The following is a 17,617-nucleotide window of genomic DNA, read 5'->3' on the forward strand; positions in this document are numbered from 1 at the left end:
TCGCAGACGGAAAGGCGGCTCTGGGGCCGCAGGGGGCTCGCTAAGCGAGTTCTAGCGTTCCCGTGAACACGAGCTCGGCTGGGCCGCTCAACGAAACGTGCTCGCCATCCTCGGTCGGGAACATGCGCACGACAACCGTGCCACCGGGAACGGTCACGCGCCACTGGTGCGGCGCGCTGCGTCCGGCATAGTGGCGAATAGCAAGCGCCGCCGCGACTGCACCCGTGCCACACGACAACGTTTCGCCGCTGCCGCGCTCGTGCACCCGCATCCGGATTGAACCGACCCCGTCTTTCACGAGCGGCTCGGCAGGAACAACGAATTCAACATTGGCGCCGTGTTCGGGTAGCGGGTCGATGACGGGGATGTAGTTGAGGTCTACGCGATCGAGTTCGGCCTCTTCGGCCAAAGCCACCACCACATGGGGGTTGCCGACGTTGATACCGAGGCCCGGGCGCGCCACTTCGAGTTCTTTCGCACGCACGAGCGGTTCGCCACCGTCGAGCATCCAACGGCCCATGTCGACCTGATAGCCGGCCATGTTCTTTTGCACGTCGCGTACACCGCTTCGCGTGCCAATCGGGAGCGTATCCCCGGGTTCGAAATCAACGAGCCCTTCCGAGGCAAGATACTCCGCATACACGCGGATGCCGTTGCCGCACATCTCCGAGATGCTGCCATCGGCGTTGTGGTAATCCATGAACCACTCGGCATCGGCGTCTTCCGCTAGCGCCGCAGCACCGGCATCGAGACTGCGAGAGCGCACGGCACGGATGACGCCGTCGGCACCGACCCCGAACTGACGGTCGCAAATTGCCGCGACCTGCTGGGGTGTGAGATTTATCTCGCCATCAGGGTCAGTGAAGAGAACGAAGTCGTTGCCAGTTCCCTGACCTTTGGTGAAGTTAAGCGTCGCCATGCGATCCATTCTCTCCCATCACGACCGCCAGAGCACGTTGCACGCGGTCGGGATCGTCGTAGGCCAGCCAGTGGCATTGTTCGTAACGTTTGAACCACCCCACCTGGCGGCGGGCATAGCGGCGAGTGAGAGCCGCGGTGTGCTCGATAGCCTCGGCTTCGCTGAGCGTGCCATCGAGCTGCTCGATCGCTTGCGCGTAGCCAATCGCGCGCGCAGCCGTAACGCCAAGACCCCGTTCGCGAAGACCGCGCACCTCGTCGAGAAGCCCGGTATCCCACATGTGCTGCACCCGACGGTTAAGTCGCGGCACGAGCTCGTCTCGCGGAGCGGTGAGACCGAAGATGTGCGCTGGCGTCCAGAGCTTGGTTTCTTCGGGTAAGCCCGCACCAAAGGGCTCCCCCGTGATCTCGATCACTTCAAGAGCACGCACGATGCGGCGCCCGTTGCTGGCACCGATCGATTGTGCAGCCGCCGGATCCAGCGCTTGGAGCTTCTGGAAAAGGAGGCCGACTCCATCGCGTTCAAGCTCAGCTTCTAGCCGTGCCCGCACCTCAGGGTCGCGAGCGGGAAACTGAAAGTCGTGGATGACGCTCGACACGTAGAGCCCTGATCCCCCGACCATGATCGGTACGCGCCCCGCGCTCTGAATCTGCGTAATCAGTTGCCGAGCATCCACTTGATACTGCGCCACGCTGGCGTCATCGGTGGGGTCGAGAATATCGAGCATGTGGTGCGGGATGCCGCGACGTTCGTCTACAGGAAGCTTGGCGGTACCGATATCCATGCCGCGGTAAAACTGCATAGCGTCGGCGTTGATGATCTCGCTCGCTTTGCCCTGGCGCTCTAGGCTCTGGGCGATGTCGAGAGATAGCTCGGACTTGCCGGTTCCGGTTGCCCCGACGACAACAACGAGGGGTGGTGTGCTGGCGATAGCCATCTCAGGGTTAGCGCAGCGAGTCGCTGGGATCGTAGATCGGCGTCGTGGCGACGCGAATCGTCGGCAGCCCCAGCGAGACTTTGGGGGCAACGTCACCGGCGGAGGCCGCTGACGGCACTCCACACGATGCCGCTTCGGCCCGGTCCCATGCATCCCCGGCGCGGGTACGGCGGATGTCAAGCTGCCCTCCCGCAGGGGTGTCCGCCACGAGGTGGAACGCCGCAGCTTCGGTCACCGTCAGCGTGACGACGTCACCGGGACGCGGAGTTGCGCTGCCCTCGGGCACGTTGAAGTGTACGAGGCGGGAATCTTCGGCTCGGCCCGACAGTCGTGCGGTCTCGGCCTGCTTGCGCCCCTCGGTCGCCGTGACCATCACCTGCAGTGTGCGGCCGATTTGCTTGTCGTTTTCTTCACGCGAGATGCGATCTTGTAGAGCGGCGAGGCGCTCGTAACGTTCTTGCACGACCTCTTTGGGAATCTGATCTTCCATTGTGGCCGCGGGGGTTCCTGGGCGAATCGAGTACTGAAAGGTGAAGGCCGACGCGAAGCGAGACTCTTCGACGACGCGAAGTGTCTCTTGGAAGTCTTCCTCGGTCTCGCCGGGGAAACCGACGATGATGTCGGTCGTAATGGCCGCATCCGGCATTTGCGCACGCACGCGTTCGAGGATCCCCAAGAATTTGGTCGAACGGTAGCTGCGACGCATGGCCTTGAGGATGCGGTCAGAGCCGGACTGAAGCGGCATGTGCAGTTGCGGCATGACATTGGGAGTTTCGGCCATCGCATCAATGACGTCGTCGGTAAACGCAGCCGGATGCGGGCTTGTGAACCGCACGCGCTCGAGACCCTCGATTGACCCGGTGGCGCGAAGCAGTTTGCTGAACGCTTGACGGTCACCGAACTCAACGCCGTAGGAATTCACGTTTTGCCCGAGAAGGGTTACTTCGGTGGCACCGTCATCGACGACTGCTTGCACTTCAGCGAGAATTTCGCCGGGGCGGCGGTCTTTCTCCTTGCCGCGCAGCGTGGGAACGATGCAGAACGTGCAGGTGTTGTTGCAGCCGACGGAGATCGACACCCACGCGCTGTGGGTTGATTCCCGACGGGTGGGAAGTGTGGAAGGAAAGACGTCGAGGGACTCGAGAATCTCTAGCTGGGCTTCTTCGTTGTGGCGTGCGCGCTCGAGGAGCGTGGGCAGCGAGCCCATGTTGTGGGTGCCGAACACCACATCGACCCACGGGGCCTTTTCGAGGATGACGCCCTGATCCTTTTGCGCAAGGCAGCCGCCGACGGCAATTTGCATGCCGTCGTGTTCTTTTTTGACGCTCGCGAGCATGCCGAGGTTGCCGTAGAGCTTGTTGTCGGCGTTCTCGCGAACGGCACAGGTATTGATGACGACGACGTCAGCTTGGCCCTCGGTGGCGCGGATGTAGCCGGCGGCCTCAAGGGAGCCGCTGAGACGTTCGGAGTCGTGCACATTCATCTGGCATCCGTAGGTGCGCACTTCATAGCTGCGCGGGCTCGCCAGTTTTTCGTCAATCATGTGTTCCACCTTAAGCCTGAACGCGTGTGGGACTTGACGTACGTCAGCGGAAGGTGGGGCCATTCGAAGATGCGCCACCGCCGGCCAAGGCAGCATTTACTGCGGCCGACACGACGGAGCCTGAGTAGCCGCGGCGAAGCAGGAAACCGCTTAGCCGTCGTTTGGCCGTCATGCTGTCGAGAGACCGCAGCTGCGGAGCCCGCTTGAAGGCTAGTTCGTTCGCGCGTTCTTGTTCGTCATCGCGCTCAAAGTCGACGACGACATCAATGTGCTCTTGATCGATCTTGCGGCGGCGCAACTCTGCCGTGATGGCGGAAGCCCCCAGGCCTTTGCGTTCGCGCAACGTGCGCGTAAGAGTTTCTGCCAGAGCCGCATCGTCAAGAAGCGCAGAACCCTCTAGTCGCTCGATCTCGGCGTCGATCTCGTCGCTGTCGAATTCACGTGTGCCCAAAAACTGGGTCATCTCGTGTGAAGACATGCCCCTGCGTGCGAGAGCACGCATGCTTACTCTGCTGATCTCCGAGAAACCGTCACGCGCTTCGCGGCGGCCTGCTCGTGAGGAGCCTGCGCTCGACGCGTCTGCGCTCGACAGGTCGGGAGCGTCGGGCTCCCCCGTAGGCGACCTGGGGCCATCCTCCTGCGCGACGCTGCCGGTGTCGCTTCTCTCTCGAGAGCTCGCCGACTCGAAGTCACGCATGGTCGGGAGGGCTCGCACGGGGCGGATCGACGCAACCGGAGCGAGGGTTGCCGGGGCGACGATCCCGAGGTCGCGCGTGTCATGGGGGAAACCATTGACCGGTGCTTCGTCTGCCCAACCTTCCTCTTCGATCGGGGAACCGGCCGCGCTGGCATTCGCGTCATCGACGCTCTCCGACGACGACTCCACCGCAGCGTTTTCAGGCTGCGCTGCAGCCGTGCGGTCACCAAACAGGTTGATAACGGGAGCGATGTAGTCGTCGTCGGGATTAGTCATGGCGCTTCTACTGTCCGGAGGCCTTCTTGAGCGGCGCGGCAGCAGTCTTGGTTGCCACCGGCAGCGTGGGACCATCGGCCTTGGGAGCAGTCTTCGCAGCCTTTTCGGCGACGGCTGCCGCTTCTGCGGCAACCTTGGCTTCAAGGGCGTTCGCAGCCTTGGCCTCAGCACCAATGCCGAGCTTGCGCATGATGCGTTGTTCGATCTCGAGTGCAATTTCGGGGTTCTGGATAAGGAACGCACGCGACTTTTCTTTACCCTGGCCGAGCTGGTCACCTTCGTAGGTGTACCAAGCACCAGACTTGCGTACGATCTCGTGGTCGACTCCGAAGTCGATGAGGCTACCCTCACGCGAGATTCCGATTCCGTAGAGGATGTCGAATTCTGCCTGCTTGAAGGGCGGAGCCATCTTGTTTTTGACGACCTTGACACGCGTGCGGTTACCCACCGCATCCGTGCCGTCCTTGAGCGTTTCGATACGACGGATGTCGAGGCGAACGGACGCGTAGAACTTGAGCGCCTTACCGCCAGCGGTTGTCTCGGGGCTACCGAAGAAGACACCGATCTTTTCGCGCAGCTGGTTAATGAAGATCATGGTCGTGTTGGTCTGGCTGAGCCCACCGGTGAGCTTGCGCAGCGCCTGCGACATGAGGCGCGCCTGAAGACCCACGTGGGTGTCACCCATCTCGCCCTCAATTTCTGCACGAGGAACCAGCGCAGCAACCGAGTCAATGACGATCAGGTCGATCGATCCACTTCGCACGAGCATGTCGGCGATCTCAAGCGCCTGCTCTCCGGTGTCGGGCTGCGAGACAAGAAGTGCGTCGATGTCGACACCCAGCTTGGCGGCGTACTCCGGATCGAGAGCGTGCTCGGCGTCGATGAAGGCTGCGATGCCTCCGTTGCGTTGTGCATTAGCAATTGCGTGGAGCGTAAGCGTGGTTTTACCCGAGGACTCCGGACCGTAGATCTCAACAATGCGGCCGCGCGGGAGGCCACCCGTGCCGAGTGCGACGTCGAGAGCGATGGAGCCGGTAGGGATAACCTCGACCGGAGCGCGCTCATCACTGCCGAGGCGCATGACTGAGCCCTTGCCGAATTGACGGTCAATCTGAGCGAGAGCGGTCTCGAGGGACTTCTCGCGGTCTGCTGCTGATGGCATTATTTTCTCCGTTAGTCGTAGGTTGCTGCCCATAGGCTGTCGCGATTCGTGCGGACCGATGGTGCAAGGCCCGCAGCCGCCCGACAAAGGCTGTGTTGCTAATGCCACGCTACGTGCAGGCTCTGACATTTCAGGACTACGACGGGCGTAACGCATCCATAAGCAGTATTCGAATGGATGTTAGGGAGAAGACTAACAATATCGAACACATGTTCGAACACGCCACGCGGGAGAAGAGAAGCTACTTCTTAGGCTCGCGCTGGCCTACGCCGTAGCGCCGATCAGCCGGGACATCCATGGCATCGCACAGCGCGGTCCACACTTGCTTGGCGGGAACGCCGCGAGACAAGGCCTGAGACGCGGTGACACCGCCGACTGAGCCCAATACCTGGTCGTTAACGAGCACGCGACCGTAGGCCTCACCGAACTCATCGGAAACAGCTAGCCAGAACTCACTCAGTCGCATCCCACCAGCCTAAGCGCGCCAACCTGCATCCGAACGCACGAATGCCCCGCTCCACACCGGAACGGGGCATCTGACGTGCTGTTAGCGCGTAACCAAGTTGGAATCGAACTCTGCGACGAGCTCGTCGGGCAAAGTATCGGGAATTGTGGTGGCGCCTTCGATGACAGCGAGTCGGTCTCCGACTTCGCGCATGATCACCGAGATAGGTGTATCGAGAGCTTCAGCTACCGAAGCAAGAATCTCAGAGCTGGCTTCTTTCTGACCACGCTCTACCTCGCTGAGGTAACCGAGCGCAACGCTCGCCTTACTTGCGACCTGTCGAAGGGTGCGTCCCTTTTGCAAGCGGAAGTCACGGAGAACGTCACCGATTTCTTGACGAACTAGAACCATTGGACACTCCCTTTCTGACTGAATCCTGCGACCAGATAATTCTGGGTAGTCAAGACTACAGCCATTTATATGTTGAGAACTCTAACTGCTCCACTCTGGAGAAGCCTTGTGAATTCCCTTACTGTAACCGCACCGAAACGTGGGATATTCCCGCTACTAGGGCGAATCTGTCACCTCTTTGGGGGCGGTCGCGACACAGCTTCGCCAAGCGGCATCCTGAATTCCCTCCGGAAGTGCGCCCGCCGTTAGTCCTCTGACGTGAGGTAGTCGTAGAGGCACTGCAGCGCCGCCGTAACCGCCTGCTCGCGAATCTGGTGACGGTCCCCCGTGAAGTGAAAGTCGCGCGTCTCGACGAAACCAGTTGCCGCAAAGCCGATAAACACGGTTCCTGGCTCTTTGCCCTCGTGCGGGCCCGGCCCGGCAACACCTGTTGTCGCCAGGCCGAAGTATGCCTGTTGGTCGCCAACGCCGAGGATCTCGCGTGCTCCCATCGCCATGTGGGCTGCGACATCCGGATACACCGTGCCGTGGATGGCCAAGAGACTCGCGTCGACCCCGAGAACCTGATGCTTAATCGCCGTGTTGTACGCCACGACGGATCCGTTGAGCACGGCCGAGGCACCCGGAACGGCGACGAGAGAAGCGCACAACATGCCACCCGTGAGGGATTCTGCAAGCGCAAGCGTGAGACGTTGTTCGGAGAGAATCGCCACAATCTTTGTGGCGAGTTCTTCAGTAGTCACGAGAGAAGGGTCACACTCCTGGGGTTGTAGTTACTGGCTTGGATGCACGGGTGTGGCGCCAGGCGAGCCACAAGTACTCGATGCCGGTGTAGACCGTGAGTACGACAGCGATGGCCATGACCGACCAGTTGAGCCACAGGACCCACGAGCCGAGCACGGTAAACAAGGGGACGAGGAATAGCGCGATCGCAACAGCTTGAAGAACCGTCTTGAGCTTGCCACCGCGCGACGCGGGAACGACGACCTTGGAGAGGACGGCGAAGCGATAAATCGTGATGCCAAACTCGCGCACGAGAATCAGGATCGTGATCCACCACGGCAGCTCTCCCAGAATGGAGAGCGCCACGAGTGCACCACCGGTGAGAACTTTGTCGGCGATCGGATCGAGGATGATGCCCACATTGGTAATCAGATTGCGTCCACGGGCCAGATGGCCATCGACCGCATCCGTGACAATCGCAATGATGAAGAGCGCCGCCGCAATGTAGCGAATGGGTCCCATTTCGCCGTTGTCGAGCAACAGCAGCCAGATGAAGACGGGCGCCATGAAGATGCGCACAACCGTGATGATGTTGGCAATATTGCCGTTGGATGCTGGCGTATCACCGCGACGCAGCACTCTGCCGCGCATCGAGAAGCCAGAAACTACGGGTGGAGTGGACTCCGAAACAGGTTGTTCACCCACGCGATCACTCCCGATCGGTCAAATTCCAAGCATCCTCATCTGAGGAGCTTTCTACTTCATCGTATCCGCTGAGAGACTCTTCTACCGCGTCAACAGGACCGGGGTCGTCTTCTCCGCGCAATCGAGCGAGCACCGCTGGAAGCTGTTCCGCCGACACGAGAACGTCGCGAGCCTTCGACCCTTCGGAGGGGCCAACGATCTCTCGAGACTCCAGCAGGTCCATGAGGCGACCCGCCTTGGCGAAGCCGACACGGAGCTTGCGCTGCAGCATCGACGTAGATCCGAACTGCGTGCTCACGATGAGTTCAGTCGCCGCGAGAAGGACATCGAGGTCATCTCCGATGTCAGCATCGATCTGCTTCTTCTCGGCGACAGCGGTGACGTCGTTGCGGTACTCAGGCTGAGCTTGAGCGATCACGTGCTGCACGATCTCAGCAACTTCGCTTTCGGGCACCCAGGCGCCTTGAACACGAATGGCCTTGGACGCACCCATGGGCAGGAAGAGCGCGTCACCCTGACCGATGAGCTTGTCGGCACCCGGCTGATCGAGGATCACTCGGGAGTCGGTCATGCTCGACACCGCAAACGCGAGGCGCGACGGAACGTTGGCCTTGATCAGGCCGGTCACGACATCCACGCTGGGGCGCTGGGTTGCCAACACGAGGTGAATTCCAGAGGCACGCGCCAGCTGGGTGATGCGCACGATCGAGTCTTCAACGTCGCGGGGCGCAACCATCATGAGGTCGGCAAGCTCGTCGACCACGATGAGGAGGTATGGGTAGGGCTTGAGCTTGCGTTGGCTGCCCTCAGGAAGCTTGATCTCGTCAGCGATCACGGCGCGGTTGAAGTCATCGATGTGGCGGTAACCGAAGCTTGCGAGGTCGTCGTATCGCATATCCATCTCTTTCACGACCCACGCAAGGGCTTCGGCAGCCTTTTTGGGGTTCGTGATGATGGGCGTGATGAGGTGAGGGACCCCGGCGTAAATCGAGAGCTCAACGCGCTTGGGGTCGATAAGCACCATGCGAACTTCAGCGGGCTTAGCACGCATCAGCACCGACGTGATCATGGAGTTAACGAAACTCGACTTACCGGATCCCGTAGAACCAGCTACCAATAAGTGAGGCATTTTGGCGAGGTTGGCTACAACGAAACCACCCTCGACGTCTTTACCCAGACCAATGGTCATGGGGTGTTCGCTCTTGGTACTGGCGCTCGAGCGCAACACATCACCGAGCGAAACGATTTCGCGATCCTTATTAGGGATCTCGACTCCAATGGCGCTCTTGCCCGGAATGGGCGACAGGATGTTGACCTCGTTGCTCGCCACGGCGTAGCTGATGTTGCGGGCAAGCGCTGTGACGCGCTCGACCTTGACGCCCGGGCCCAGCTCCAACTCGTAGCGAGTGACCGAGGGGCCGCGACTGAAACCGGTAACGGTGGCATCCACGCTGAACTGCTTGAGAACTTCAGTGATGGCAGCCACGACTTCGTCGTTCGCTGCTGAGCGCGACTTGGGCGGCGTGCCGGCCGAGAGCATCGATGCCTGCGGCAAACGGTACGTCATGTTCGATTGCTGCGGGGTGGTCTCGTGCGGACCATCGAATTCGCCGGCGTTACCCTTTTCGCTCGCCTTGGTGGTGAAACCGGGGAGGACGCCAGGGCCGTCGTCGCGAACACCCGTGGCGGGAGCATCCACCTCACCGGTCGCGTACTTCTTGACAGCGTCTTCAGCTTTGAGGAGATCTTCGAGCAGCTCGACGCCGAAGTCTTCCTCTTTCTTCGTGAGGTCTTTCGCGGCGGGAGGCGCAGTGGGCTGGGCCTTCGGTGCCGGGTCAACGATTTCGGTGGAGTTGTCTCGCCCGATCACGGGGCTGTCGAACGCTTTGTCTTCGGTGGGGTGCGACTTGTTGCGGCGCCACCACGGCAGCGAGCCCGTGTCGTTGTCGCCCAGCCCGATATCGGTCAGCGAACCGAACTGAACCGAGTCGTTCTTGCCGGTGTTGGCCTGCAGCTTGGCCGCTGCGCGCTCTTCGTCAGTCTGCAGTTGAGCGCCAAAGAGGTATGCGTAGAGCTCACGGAGTCGCGACCCCAGGCGGTTGGGTGGCGTCTTGGTGATGATGAAGAGCGAGAGCACCAGAAGGAACACGATGAGCGGCACCGCGAGCCACTCTCCCCCGAGCCAGAGCAAGGGGTTTGCGAGAAGCCAACCAAAGACTCCCCCGGCACGAGCGATGATCTCTGCACCCTCTGAGGGGTGCGGCTGACCGCTGTACACGTGGCATAACGCCGCGACAGTGACAATGAGAATGCTGAGGCCGATGCCGATGCGGCCGTTGTCATGCACGCTCGACGGATGCCGAAACATCCAGACGGCAAGCAGCAGCAAGATAACAGGGAGTGCGAAGGCCACGCGACCAACGAGCCCACCGAACGTGTAGGCATCGAGCGCGATCGCGACGGAGTCTGTCGGATTGAACCACTCCACAACGGCCCCGACGATCGCCAGTAAGAAGAACAAGAAGGGAACGCCATCGCGGCGCTCATCTTTAGTGAGTTCCTCGCGCCCGAAGACGCGGAACGCGCCCCCCACCATGTGGGCGAGCGCCAGCCACAGCTTGGTCAAAGGCCCCTCAGGTTCGACCGGCGCTTGCTTGCCCCGCGGGAGCCTCTTGGTTGCTTGAGTCTTGTTTGTTGTGTTCTTGGCGCGCGGTTTCGACGCACCCGAGCGCGAGTTCGACGTTGTACGCGTAGCCATGATTCAAAGCTACCCGTGGCCTCTGTCAGAGCACCGCAGCGACACTCATGGCTCGGGCTCTCGGCCGCTCGACGGTGGCCGCCCTGCCTTACGCGGGCGCACGACAATGGCGCGGAGGCCGAAGCCTCCGCGCCATTAGTAATTCGTTACGCCTCGATGACGACCGGAACGATCATCGGACGACGACGGTGCTGCGTGTTGACCCAGCGGCCGACGGTGCGCCGAACAACCTGAGCGAACGCGTGAGTGTCGCGCGTTCCGTTCTCGGCAGCATCCGTCAGAGCCTTGACCACCTGAGGGAGTACGGCATCGAAGACGTTCTCGTCTTCAGCGAAGCCGCGCGACTGAATCTCGGGACCAACAATGACCTTGCCGGTCTGAGCATCCACGGCAACGAAGATGGAAATGAATCCCTCTTCGGCGAGGATACGGCGATCCTTGAGGTCAGCATCCGTGATCTCACCGACGCTTGAACCGTCAACGTAGACGAGGCCGACATCGAGCTGACCCACGACAGCAGCGTGGCCGTCCTTGAGGTCGATGACGGTGCCGTCTTCGGCGATGATCGTGTTCTCAGCCGGCACACCGGACTGAATCGCGAGGTTCGCGTTGGCGACCAAGTGGCGGTACTCACCATGAACCGGCAGCACGTTCTTGGGGCGAAGGATGTTGTAGCAGTAGAGCAACTCCCCTGCCGCAGCGTGGCCCGAGACGTGAACCTTGGCGTTGGCCTTGTGCACGACGTTGGCGCCCAGCTTGGTGAGGCCGTTGATGACGCGGTACACCGCGTTCTCGTTACCCGGGATGAGGCTGGAGGCGAGGATGACGGTGTCGCCTTGGCCGACCTCAATCTGGTGCTCCATGTTGGCCATACGCGCGAGCACAGCCATCGGCTCGCCCTGGCTGCCCGTGGACATGTAAACGAGCTGGTTATCGGGGTAGTTGACAGCCTTTTTGGCGTCCAACAGCACTCCGTCGGGCACCTTGAGGAACCCGAGATCGGCAGCGATACCCATGTTGCGCACCATGGAGCGCCCCATGAGAACAACCTTGCGGTTGTTCGCGATCGCGGCATCCAATACCTGCTGCACCCGGTGCACGTGGCTGGAGAAGCTGGCGACGATCACTCGGCGCGGAGCCTTAGCGATAACGGCTTCGAGAACCGGGCCGATGTCGCGCTCGTTCGGCGTGAAGCCGGGAACGTCAGCGTTAGTCGAGTCTGAAAGGAACAGGTCGATACCGGCTTCACCGAGGCGAGCAAAGGCACGCAAGTCGGTGATGCGGTTGTCGAGCGGCAGCTGATCCATCTTGAAGTCACCGGTGTGCAGCACAGTGCCGGCAACGGTCGTGATGGCGACAGCAAGAGCATCCGGAATCGAATGGTTGACCGCCACGAACTCGAGATCGAACGGCCCCATCTTCTCCTTCTGACCCTCAGCCACGTTGAGGGTGTAGGGCTTGATGCGGTGCTCTTTGAGCTTGGCCTCGATGAGGGCGAGCGTGAGAGTGGAACCGATCAGGGGGATGTCCTGGCGCAGGCGTAAGAGATAAGGAACAGCACCGATGTGATCTTCGTGGCCGTGCGTGAGCACAATGCCAAGAACATCGTCGAGACGATCGCGGATTGAGCTGAAGTCAGGCAGAATCAGGTCGACACCGGGCTGGTGTTCCTCGGGGAACAGCACGCCGCAGTCGACGATCAGGATCTTGCCGTCAATCTCGAACGTGGTCATGTTGCGACCAATTTCGCCAAGACCACCAATCGGGGTCACACGAAGCGTGCCCTTCTCGAGTGTGGGCGGGTCAAAAACAGAAACGGGCATTCAGTACCTTGCATTTAGTGGGGTGGGGCCGTCAGCCCCCGTGCTAAAAATGTGTGGCTCTGGCTCAGGCCAGACCCTACCCCTCGCGGGGAAACTAGCGGGTTGCTCCCGCTATTTTGGGCAGCGCTCCGCCGGCAGCGGCGTTGCGGTCGGGACGAAAGTTCGACAGATCAAGGCCCTTGATCTCACCAACCAACGCCAATTCGTCTTCGATCCTCGCGGCTTCAGCATCTTCGGGCCCTACGAGCGGCAAACGCACGCGTGCGCTTGAGATGCGGCCGAGGCCGTGGAGGATGTACTTGGCCGCAACGGTTCCGGGAACGTGCGTCATCGCAGCACGTACCAGTGGCTCGAGCGCTTGGTGCGCTGCGGTGGCAGTGGCGAGGTCGCCCGCATTAACGGCATCTACCATGACGCGGTACGGGGCCGGTGCGATATTTGCCGTGACACCGATGAGGCCTGAAGCTCCGATCGACATGTGAGGGAGAGCGTTCGAGTCGTCGCCCGAGAAGTACAGAAGGTCAGTCTGGTTGAGCACGCGACTCACTTCGCTGAAGTCGCCCTTCGCGTCTTTAACCGCGAGAATATTCGGGTGCTTCGCGGCCCGCAGAATCGTTTCGAATGTGATCGGGATGCCGGTGCGGCCGGGAATGTCGTACATGATTACCGGCAAGTCCGTTGCATCCGCAATCATGCGGAAGTGGGTGAGCACTCCGGCCTGAGTCGGCTTGTTGTAGTACGGCGTGACAATCATGGCGCCGTCGGCGCCCGCCTTCTCGCTGGCCTTGTACAACTCGATAGCGTGCGCGGTCTCGTTTGAGCCGCCGCCCGTGATGATCTTGGCGCGGCCAGCCGAAACCGACTTGGCGACCTCGACAAGCCTGATCTTCTCGGGGTCAGTGAGCGTGCTCGTCTCCCCCGTGGTACCGGTGACGACGATGCCGTCGGCGCCAGAACTGATCACATCGTCGATGTGCTTCTCTACGTCGGGCCAGCTCACTTCACCGTCTGCGGTGAAGGGCGTGATGAGCGCAACAAGGACTTGGCCGAAGGGATTTTCAATAGTCACCCCTCTAGGCTACCGCTGCTGAGCCCGCTGATTCTCGTAACGGAGGAATCGGTAGCGAAGATCGGTGGTCGAAGTGTGCCAACCATCGCTCGGATCGCTCGCGACGAGCATCCACTCATCGTCTCTTTCGGGCGCGATTGTGTCGCCCTCAAAAGTCTCGCGAATCTCGGTAACCTCGAGACGATCGGCGCTCTCGAGCACCGACGCAAAGATCTCGGCGCCACCGATAACCCACACGGTTTCGACCGGCTCGCCGTGCCCGCGATCGGTCAGATCGGCATCCACTATCGACGCGGATGCCGCAGCTAGTTCAATGGCAGAGTCCACGGTGTGAGCGACCTCAGCTCCCAGCGCGTTCCACTCTTCTTGGCGCGTGACAACAATATTGCGGCGACCGGGCAGCGGGCGGAATCGTGGAGGCAAAGAGTCCCACGTTTTGCGCCCCATGATGACGGGGCTGCCGAGCGTGAGTTCTTTGAAGTGCGCCAGGTCTTCGGGAAGATGCCATGGCATCGAACCGTTGTGGCCAATGATTCCGCCAGCGGACTGCGCCCAAATAAGCGCGACCGAGACAGGATGAGTCGAGTCGCTCACACCGCGACCGGTGCTTTGATGGCGGGGTGGTGTTCGTAGCCGACGATCTCAAAATCCTCGTAGGCGTAGTCGAAGATGCTTTCGGGTGCGCTCGTGATCTTCAGTTGCGGCGCAGCGTACGGCTCGCGAGTCAGTTGCTCGGTCACTTGCTCGACGTGGTTGTCGTAGATGTGGCAATCGCCACCGGTCCAGACGAAGTCTCCTACTTCGAGCCCGGTCTGCTCCGCCACCATGTGGGTGAGCAGCGCGTAGCTCGCGATGTTGAAGGGAACGCCCAAGAAAAGGTCGGCACTGCGCTGGTAAAGCTGGCACGACAGCTTGCCATCGGCCACATAGAACTGGAAGAAGGCGTGGCACGGCGCCAACGCCATGTTCGGAATGTCAGCGGGGTTCCACGCCGAGACGATCAGCCGCCGAGAATCAGGGTTGGTCTTGATCTGCTCGATGACCTCAGATATCTGGTCAATCTGTTCACCCGAGGGGGTTGGCCAGGAACGCCACTGCACGCCATAGACCGGGCCGAGCTCGCCCGCGGCATCCGCCCACTCGTTCCAAATCGTCACGCCGTTATCGCGCAACCACGACACGTTGCTCTCGCCACGCAAGAACCACAACAGCTCGTAGGCAATCGACTTGAAGTGGACGCGCTTGGTCGTGATGAGCGGAAAACCCTCCGCGAGATCGAACCGCAATTGGCGACCGAACACACTGCGGGTGCCGGTGCCCGTGCGATCACCTTTCGTCACGCCGTTAGCGAGAGTGTCGCGCAGCAAGTCTTCATAGGGTGTTGCGATCGTGGTTGCCATCGCATCAATAGTACTGATGCGCGTCGCACTTCACACCGCTTTCTCACCCCTGCCGCCAAGCCAGCCCTTAGGGTTGGGGAACGACGAAAGGAACGGCAATGCCTGTAACGAGCGAAGCAACAACACTCTGGTTCGGAGACCTGTTCAGCGGCAAGGGAACGACATCACTCGATTCCTCAGATGCAGCAGAATTCCCCGTAACGTGGGCTGCACGATCCGAAGGTCAAGAAGCAACGACTAACCCTGAGGAACTCCTCGGAGCCGCTCACGCCTCGTGTTTTGCAATGGCGTTCTCCAACGGACTAGCCGAAAACGGCACTCCCCCCGAAAGCCTGCAGGTCACTGCAGCTGTCACTTTTGATCCGGCCGAAGGCATCACCGGAAGCCACCTGCTGGTGAGCGCCAAAGTGGCGAATCTCAGCGACGACGACTTTCAGCGACTGGCGGCCGAGGCCAAAGATGGGTGCCCCGTATCGCGCGCCCTCACCGGCATCCCCATCACTCTCGAAGCGAGCCTGGCGTAGTCATGACCGACTCTGCGTCTGCACCCACCGTTTCTCGCGTCCTCGTTGCGGGCGCTTCCGGCTACATAGGCACTGAATTGGTATCCCAGCTGGAGGACGCTGGCTTCGAAGTGTTGCGTCTTGTGCGCCGCGAACCGGAGGGCGCAGACGAATTCCGCTGGGACCCCAGCGCCGGCACCATAGACGATCGTGCGATTGAGCTGGCGGATGCCGTAATTAACCTCGCGGGAGCCTCCACGGGAAAGATCCCCTGGACCCCCGGCTACAAGCGCGAGATTCTGCGATCGCGCGTCGACGGAACCCGCGTGTTGGCCGAAGCGATTCGCCGAGCCACGGTGCCACCGTCGGTGTTCTTAAGCGGTTCAGCAGTCGGCATCTTCGGTAGCCGCCCCGGCGAAGTGCTCACCGATGAATCGAGCAAGGGCACTGGTTTCTTGAGCGATGTTGTCTACGCGTGGGAGCAGGCTGCTCGCCTAACTCCCCCGACAACACGGCTCGTGATGTTCCGCACCGGAATTGTCGTGGGCAAGGGCGGAGCATTCACTCCCCTGAACCTGCTGACCCGGTTCGGCGTAGGAAGTCGCCTGGGCAGTGGCGCTCAATACTGGCCATGGATCAGTCTCCACGACGAAGCCGCCGCGATCGTGCACTTGCTGCGCAGTGACTTCTCCGGAGTGGTTTCCCTCGTAGGTCCTACGCCGGCTACTGCCGAGACCGTCACCAAGACGCTCGCACGCGAAATGGGAAAGCCGCACTGGTTCGCTGTGCCGAGCTTCGCTTTTCGGATGCTGGGCGACGCCGGCAAGGATCTCATTCTGGTCGATGAGAACGTTCAATCGCCCACTCTCGCGAGCACGGGCTTCACGTTCACCCACACCACCATCGAGCAGGCCATCGACGCGTTCGTCGATTAGAGAGCGGCGCAGTAACGGTCGTCGCCTGCGGCGCCTTCAGCGTCGACGAATTCGTTAGCGCGGAGTTTTGCCGCGCGACAACGCAATAGCGCGACGGGTAGCCCAGCGCGCTCGGCCCCGGTCTCCAGCAGCGTCATAGGCGAGGCCGAGTCGTAGCCAGGTGCGCCACGAGTTAGGCTCTGCCTCTGCCTCTGTGCGGTAACGATCGAACGCGCGATCGGCCGCGGCGGGGTCAGGACGACCACTCGGCAGAAGCTCAACAACCTCATCCGGCAGCGTTCCCTCCTCCGTGAGCGTGGTGAGGAGACGTTCGGCCCGCACGATGAAGAAGAGTTCCGCGGCGAGCGCCCAGAACCCGATGAGGGGCAGCACGAGCAGCGCCCAGCCCATCACGTTCACGATGGGCTCGTCAGCACGGATCAGAATCGTCGAATAGTTAATGACGAAGATCAGGTAGATGGTGAGCAGCGCCACCATCACGAGAGCGGCAATGCGAGTTTTCACTCGGAGGCCGATCCTGCCGGGGAGAGATCAATGAGTTGGTCGAGGCCAACCGTGACTCCTTGAGCGGTGGGCACAGCGCGAAGGCCGAGCAGGACGCCTGCTTCGTAGGAGTCTTGCGACATGGTGCGGTGATCGACAGTGAGCACTTCACCGGGCCCACCGAAGATGACCTGCTGGTGTGCAATCACTCCCGTCATACGCAGGCTATGCACGGGGATTCCGGCCACTTGTTCGCCGCGTGCCCGCTGGTCGACATGCGGGGCGAGCGCGGGGCCGCGTTCGCTGCGAGCGTCGGCCATGAGCTCTGCTGTGCGCACTGCTGTACCGGAGGGCGAATCGACCTTGGCAGCGTGGTGGCTCTCGATGATCTCGATCGAGTCGAAGTAGCGAGCAGCCGATGCGGCAAACGACGTGGCAAGCGCCGAGCCAAGCGAGAAATTGGGGATGATGACGACGCCGATCTCCGGGGTCTCGGTAAGCAGCGAGCGCAGTCCCTGCACGCGGTCCTCGCTCCAGCCGGAGGTGCCCACGAGAACGCTCTTGCCGTTGCGCACGGCGAAGTCGACGACAGAGGGCGAGACACTGGGCTCCGTGACATCTACCACTACGTCGGCAACAAGCATGTCGCTGAGCTCCGAACGCGAGTTGAGGGAGGCCACGAGCGAGAAGTCAGCGGATGCCTCAACAACGCCACTGATGTACTTGCCCATGCGACCGGTTGCGCCGACTACCGCTACTTTCGTTGTCATTGTTCAAATCTACCAATGCTGAGCGGCGTCGCAGACTCCCCTGCGGCCTCTAAGGAAA

General features: G+C 61.2%; 18 protein-coding genes. 2 read left to right on the forward strand and 16 right to left on the reverse strand.

Annotated features, from left to right (window positions below; genetic code table 11):
- Nucleotides 1-40: 40 nt before the first annotated feature.
- The 14 genes from dapF to ACWTV3_RS12785 form a co-directional block, all read right to left on the reverse strand.
- Nucleotides 41-919: a diaminopimelate epimerase gene (dapF, locus tag ACWTV3_RS12720; protein WP_498478577.1), complete on the reverse strand. Its 879-nt coding sequence runs from the start codon at nucleotides 917-919 to the stop codon at nucleotides 41-43.
- Complete coding sequence (gene miaA, locus ACWTV3_RS12725; protein ID WP_498478578.1) at nucleotides 906-1,856, reverse strand: tRNA (adenosine(37)-N6)-dimethylallyltransferase MiaA; 951 nt, start codon at nucleotides 1,854-1,856, stop codon at nucleotides 906-908. Before miaA ends, dapF begins: the two co-directional genes overlap by 14 nt.
- A gap of 7 nt (nucleotides 1,857-1,863) precedes the next feature.
- Entirely contained in the window at nucleotides 1,864-3,399 is a 1,536-nt protein-coding gene (gene miaB / locus ACWTV3_RS12730) for a tRNA (N6-isopentenyl adenosine(37)-C2)-methylthiotransferase MiaB (protein ID WP_498478579.1), read from the reverse strand.
- Between the two features lie 43 nt (nucleotides 3,400-3,442).
- Nucleotides 3,443-4,372: a regulatory protein RecX gene (locus tag ACWTV3_RS12735; RefSeq protein ID WP_498478580.1), complete on the reverse strand. Its 930-nt coding sequence runs from the start codon at nucleotides 4,370-4,372 to the stop codon at nucleotides 3,443-3,445.
- A 7-nt stretch (nucleotides 4,373-4,379) separates the two neighbouring features.
- On the reverse strand, nucleotides 4,380-5,534 hold the full coding sequence (gene recA / locus ACWTV3_RS12740; protein ID WP_498478581.1) for a recombinase RecA: 1,155 nt from the start codon (nucleotides 5,532-5,534) through the stop codon (nucleotides 4,380-4,382).
- Between the two features lie 241 nt (nucleotides 5,535-5,775).
- Nucleotides 5,776-6,000, reverse strand: coding sequence for a DUF3046 domain-containing protein (locus ACWTV3_RS12745; protein WP_100390080.1), 225 nt, complete (start codon nucleotides 5,998-6,000; stop codon nucleotides 5,776-5,778).
- Nucleotides 6,001-6,081: 81 nt separating this feature from the next.
- Nucleotides 6,082-6,390 carry a helix-turn-helix domain-containing protein gene (locus tag ACWTV3_RS12750; RefSeq protein ID WP_100390079.1) on the reverse strand — a complete coding sequence of 103 codons (309 nt, stop codon included), beginning with the start codon at nucleotides 6,388-6,390 and terminating at the stop codon, nucleotides 6,082-6,084.
- Between the two features lie 245 nt (nucleotides 6,391-6,635).
- The gene (locus tag ACWTV3_RS12755) at nucleotides 6,636-7,133 is read right to left on the reverse strand and encodes a CinA family protein (protein WP_498478583.1); all 498 of its coding nucleotides are present in this window, start codon (nucleotides 7,131-7,133) and stop codon (nucleotides 6,636-6,638) included.
- 10 nt (nucleotides 7,134-7,143) lie between these two features.
- Nucleotides 7,144-7,818: a CDP-diacylglycerol--glycerol-3-phosphate 3-phosphatidyltransferase gene (pgsA, locus tag ACWTV3_RS12760; protein WP_341620865.1), complete on the reverse strand. Its 675-nt coding sequence runs from the start codon at nucleotides 7,816-7,818 to the stop codon at nucleotides 7,144-7,146.
- A gap of 4 nt (nucleotides 7,819-7,822) precedes the next feature.
- Entirely contained in the window at nucleotides 7,823-10,576 is a 2,754-nt protein-coding gene (locus ACWTV3_RS12765) for an FtsK/SpoIIIE family DNA translocase (RefSeq protein WP_498478585.1), read from the reverse strand.
- Between the two features lie 146 nt (nucleotides 10,577-10,722).
- Nucleotides 10,723-12,399, reverse strand: coding sequence for a ribonuclease J (locus tag ACWTV3_RS12770; protein WP_498478586.1), 1,677 nt, complete (start codon nucleotides 12,397-12,399; stop codon nucleotides 10,723-10,725).
- Nucleotides 12,400-12,493: 94 nt separating this feature from the next.
- Nucleotides 12,494-13,468, reverse strand: coding sequence for a 4-hydroxy-tetrahydrodipicolinate synthase (dapA, locus tag ACWTV3_RS12775; RefSeq protein ID WP_498478588.1), 975 nt, complete (start codon nucleotides 13,466-13,468; stop codon nucleotides 12,494-12,496).
- Between the two features lie 9 nt (nucleotides 13,469-13,477).
- Nucleotides 13,478-14,062 carry a dihydrofolate reductase gene (locus ACWTV3_RS12780; RefSeq protein WP_498478590.1) on the reverse strand — a complete coding sequence of 195 codons (585 nt, stop codon included), beginning with the start codon at nucleotides 14,060-14,062 and terminating at the stop codon, nucleotides 13,478-13,480.
- On the reverse strand, nucleotides 14,059-14,868 hold the full coding sequence (locus ACWTV3_RS12785; protein ID WP_498478592.1) for a thymidylate synthase: 810 nt from the start codon (nucleotides 14,866-14,868) through the stop codon (nucleotides 14,059-14,061). The genes ACWTV3_RS12780 and ACWTV3_RS12785 overlap by 4 nt, the downstream gene beginning before the upstream one ends.
- A 98-nt stretch (nucleotides 14,869-14,966) precedes the next feature.
- On the opposite strand from ACWTV3_RS12785, the gene ACWTV3_RS12790 reads away from it, so the two are divergent.
- Both ACWTV3_RS12790 and ACWTV3_RS12795 read left to right on the forward strand, forming a co-directional pair.
- The gene (locus ACWTV3_RS12790; RefSeq protein WP_100390069.1) at nucleotides 14,967-15,392 is read left to right on the forward strand and encodes an OsmC family peroxiredoxin; all 426 of its coding nucleotides are present in this window, start codon (nucleotides 14,967-14,969) and stop codon (nucleotides 15,390-15,392) included.
- A gap of 2 nt (nucleotides 15,393-15,394) precedes the next feature.
- The gene (locus ACWTV3_RS12795) at nucleotides 15,395-16,306 is read left to right on the forward strand and encodes a TIGR01777 family oxidoreductase (RefSeq protein ID WP_498478594.1); all 912 of its coding nucleotides are present in this window, start codon (nucleotides 15,395-15,397) and stop codon (nucleotides 16,304-16,306) included.
- 54 nt (nucleotides 16,307-16,360) lie between these two features.
- On the opposite strand, the gene ACWTV3_RS12800 is transcribed toward ACWTV3_RS12795, so the two are convergent.
- Together ACWTV3_RS12800 and dapB are read right to left on the reverse strand one after the other, a co-directional pair.
- A complete protein-coding gene (locus ACWTV3_RS12800; RefSeq protein ID WP_498478596.1) occupies nucleotides 16,361-16,810 on the reverse strand; it encodes a tetratricopeptide repeat protein in 450 nt (149 codons plus the stop codon).
- Entirely contained in the window at nucleotides 16,807-17,559 is a 753-nt protein-coding gene (dapB, locus tag ACWTV3_RS12805; RefSeq protein ID WP_498478598.1) for a 4-hydroxy-tetrahydrodipicolinate reductase, read from the reverse strand. Before dapB ends, ACWTV3_RS12800 begins: the two co-directional genes overlap by 4 nt.
- Nucleotides 17,560-17,617 lie beyond the last annotated feature (58 nt).

The sequence above is a fragment of the Salinibacterium sp. AL4.1 genome, assembly GCF_059767305.1.

Coding starts and splice junctions, on each gene's coding strand:
- dapF (WP_498478577.1), bottom strand. CDS start 919: ATGGCGACGCTTAACTTCACCAAAGGTCAGGGAACTGGCAACGACTTC.
- miaA (WP_498478578.1), bottom strand. CDS start 1,856: ATGGCTATCGCCAGCACACCACCCCTCGTTGTTGTCGTCGGGGCAACC.
- miaB (WP_498478579.1), bottom strand. CDS start 3,399: ATGATTGACGAAAAACTGGCGAGCCCGCGCAGCTATGAAGTGCGCACC.
- ACWTV3_RS12735 (WP_498478580.1), bottom strand. CDS start 4,372: ATGACTAATCCCGACGACGACTACATCGCTCCCGTTATCAACCTGTTT.
- recA (WP_498478581.1), bottom strand. CDS start 5,534: ATGCCATCAGCAGCAGACCGCGAGAAGTCCCTCGAGACCGCTCTCGCT.
- ACWTV3_RS12745 (WP_100390080.1), bottom strand. CDS start 6,000: ATGCGACTGAGTGAGTTCTGGCTAGCTGTTTCCGATGAGTTCGGTGAG.
- ACWTV3_RS12750 (WP_100390079.1), bottom strand. CDS start 6,390: ATGGTTCTAGTTCGTCAAGAAATCGGTGACGTTCTCCGTGACTTCCGC.
- ACWTV3_RS12765 (WP_498478585.1), bottom strand. CDS start 10,576: ATGGCTACGCGTACAACGTCGAACTCGCGCTCGGGTGCGTCGAAACCG.
- ACWTV3_RS12770 (WP_498478586.1), bottom strand. CDS start 12,399: ATGCCCGTTTCTGTTTTTGACCCGCCCACACTCGAGAAGGGCACGCTT.
- ACWTV3_RS12785 (WP_498478592.1), bottom strand. CDS start 14,868: ATGGCAACCACGATCGCAACACCCTATGAAGACTTGCTGCGCGACACT.
- ACWTV3_RS12790 (WP_100390069.1), top strand. CDS start 14,967: ATGCCTGTAACGAGCGAAGCAACAACACTCTGGTTCGGAGACCTGTTC.
- ACWTV3_RS12795 (WP_498478594.1), top strand. CDS start 15,395: ATGACCGACTCTGCGTCTGCACCCACCGTTTCTCGCGTCCTCGTTGCG.
- dapB (WP_498478598.1), bottom strand. CDS start 17,559: ATGACAACGAAAGTAGCGGTAGTCGGCGCAACCGGTCGCATGGGCAAG.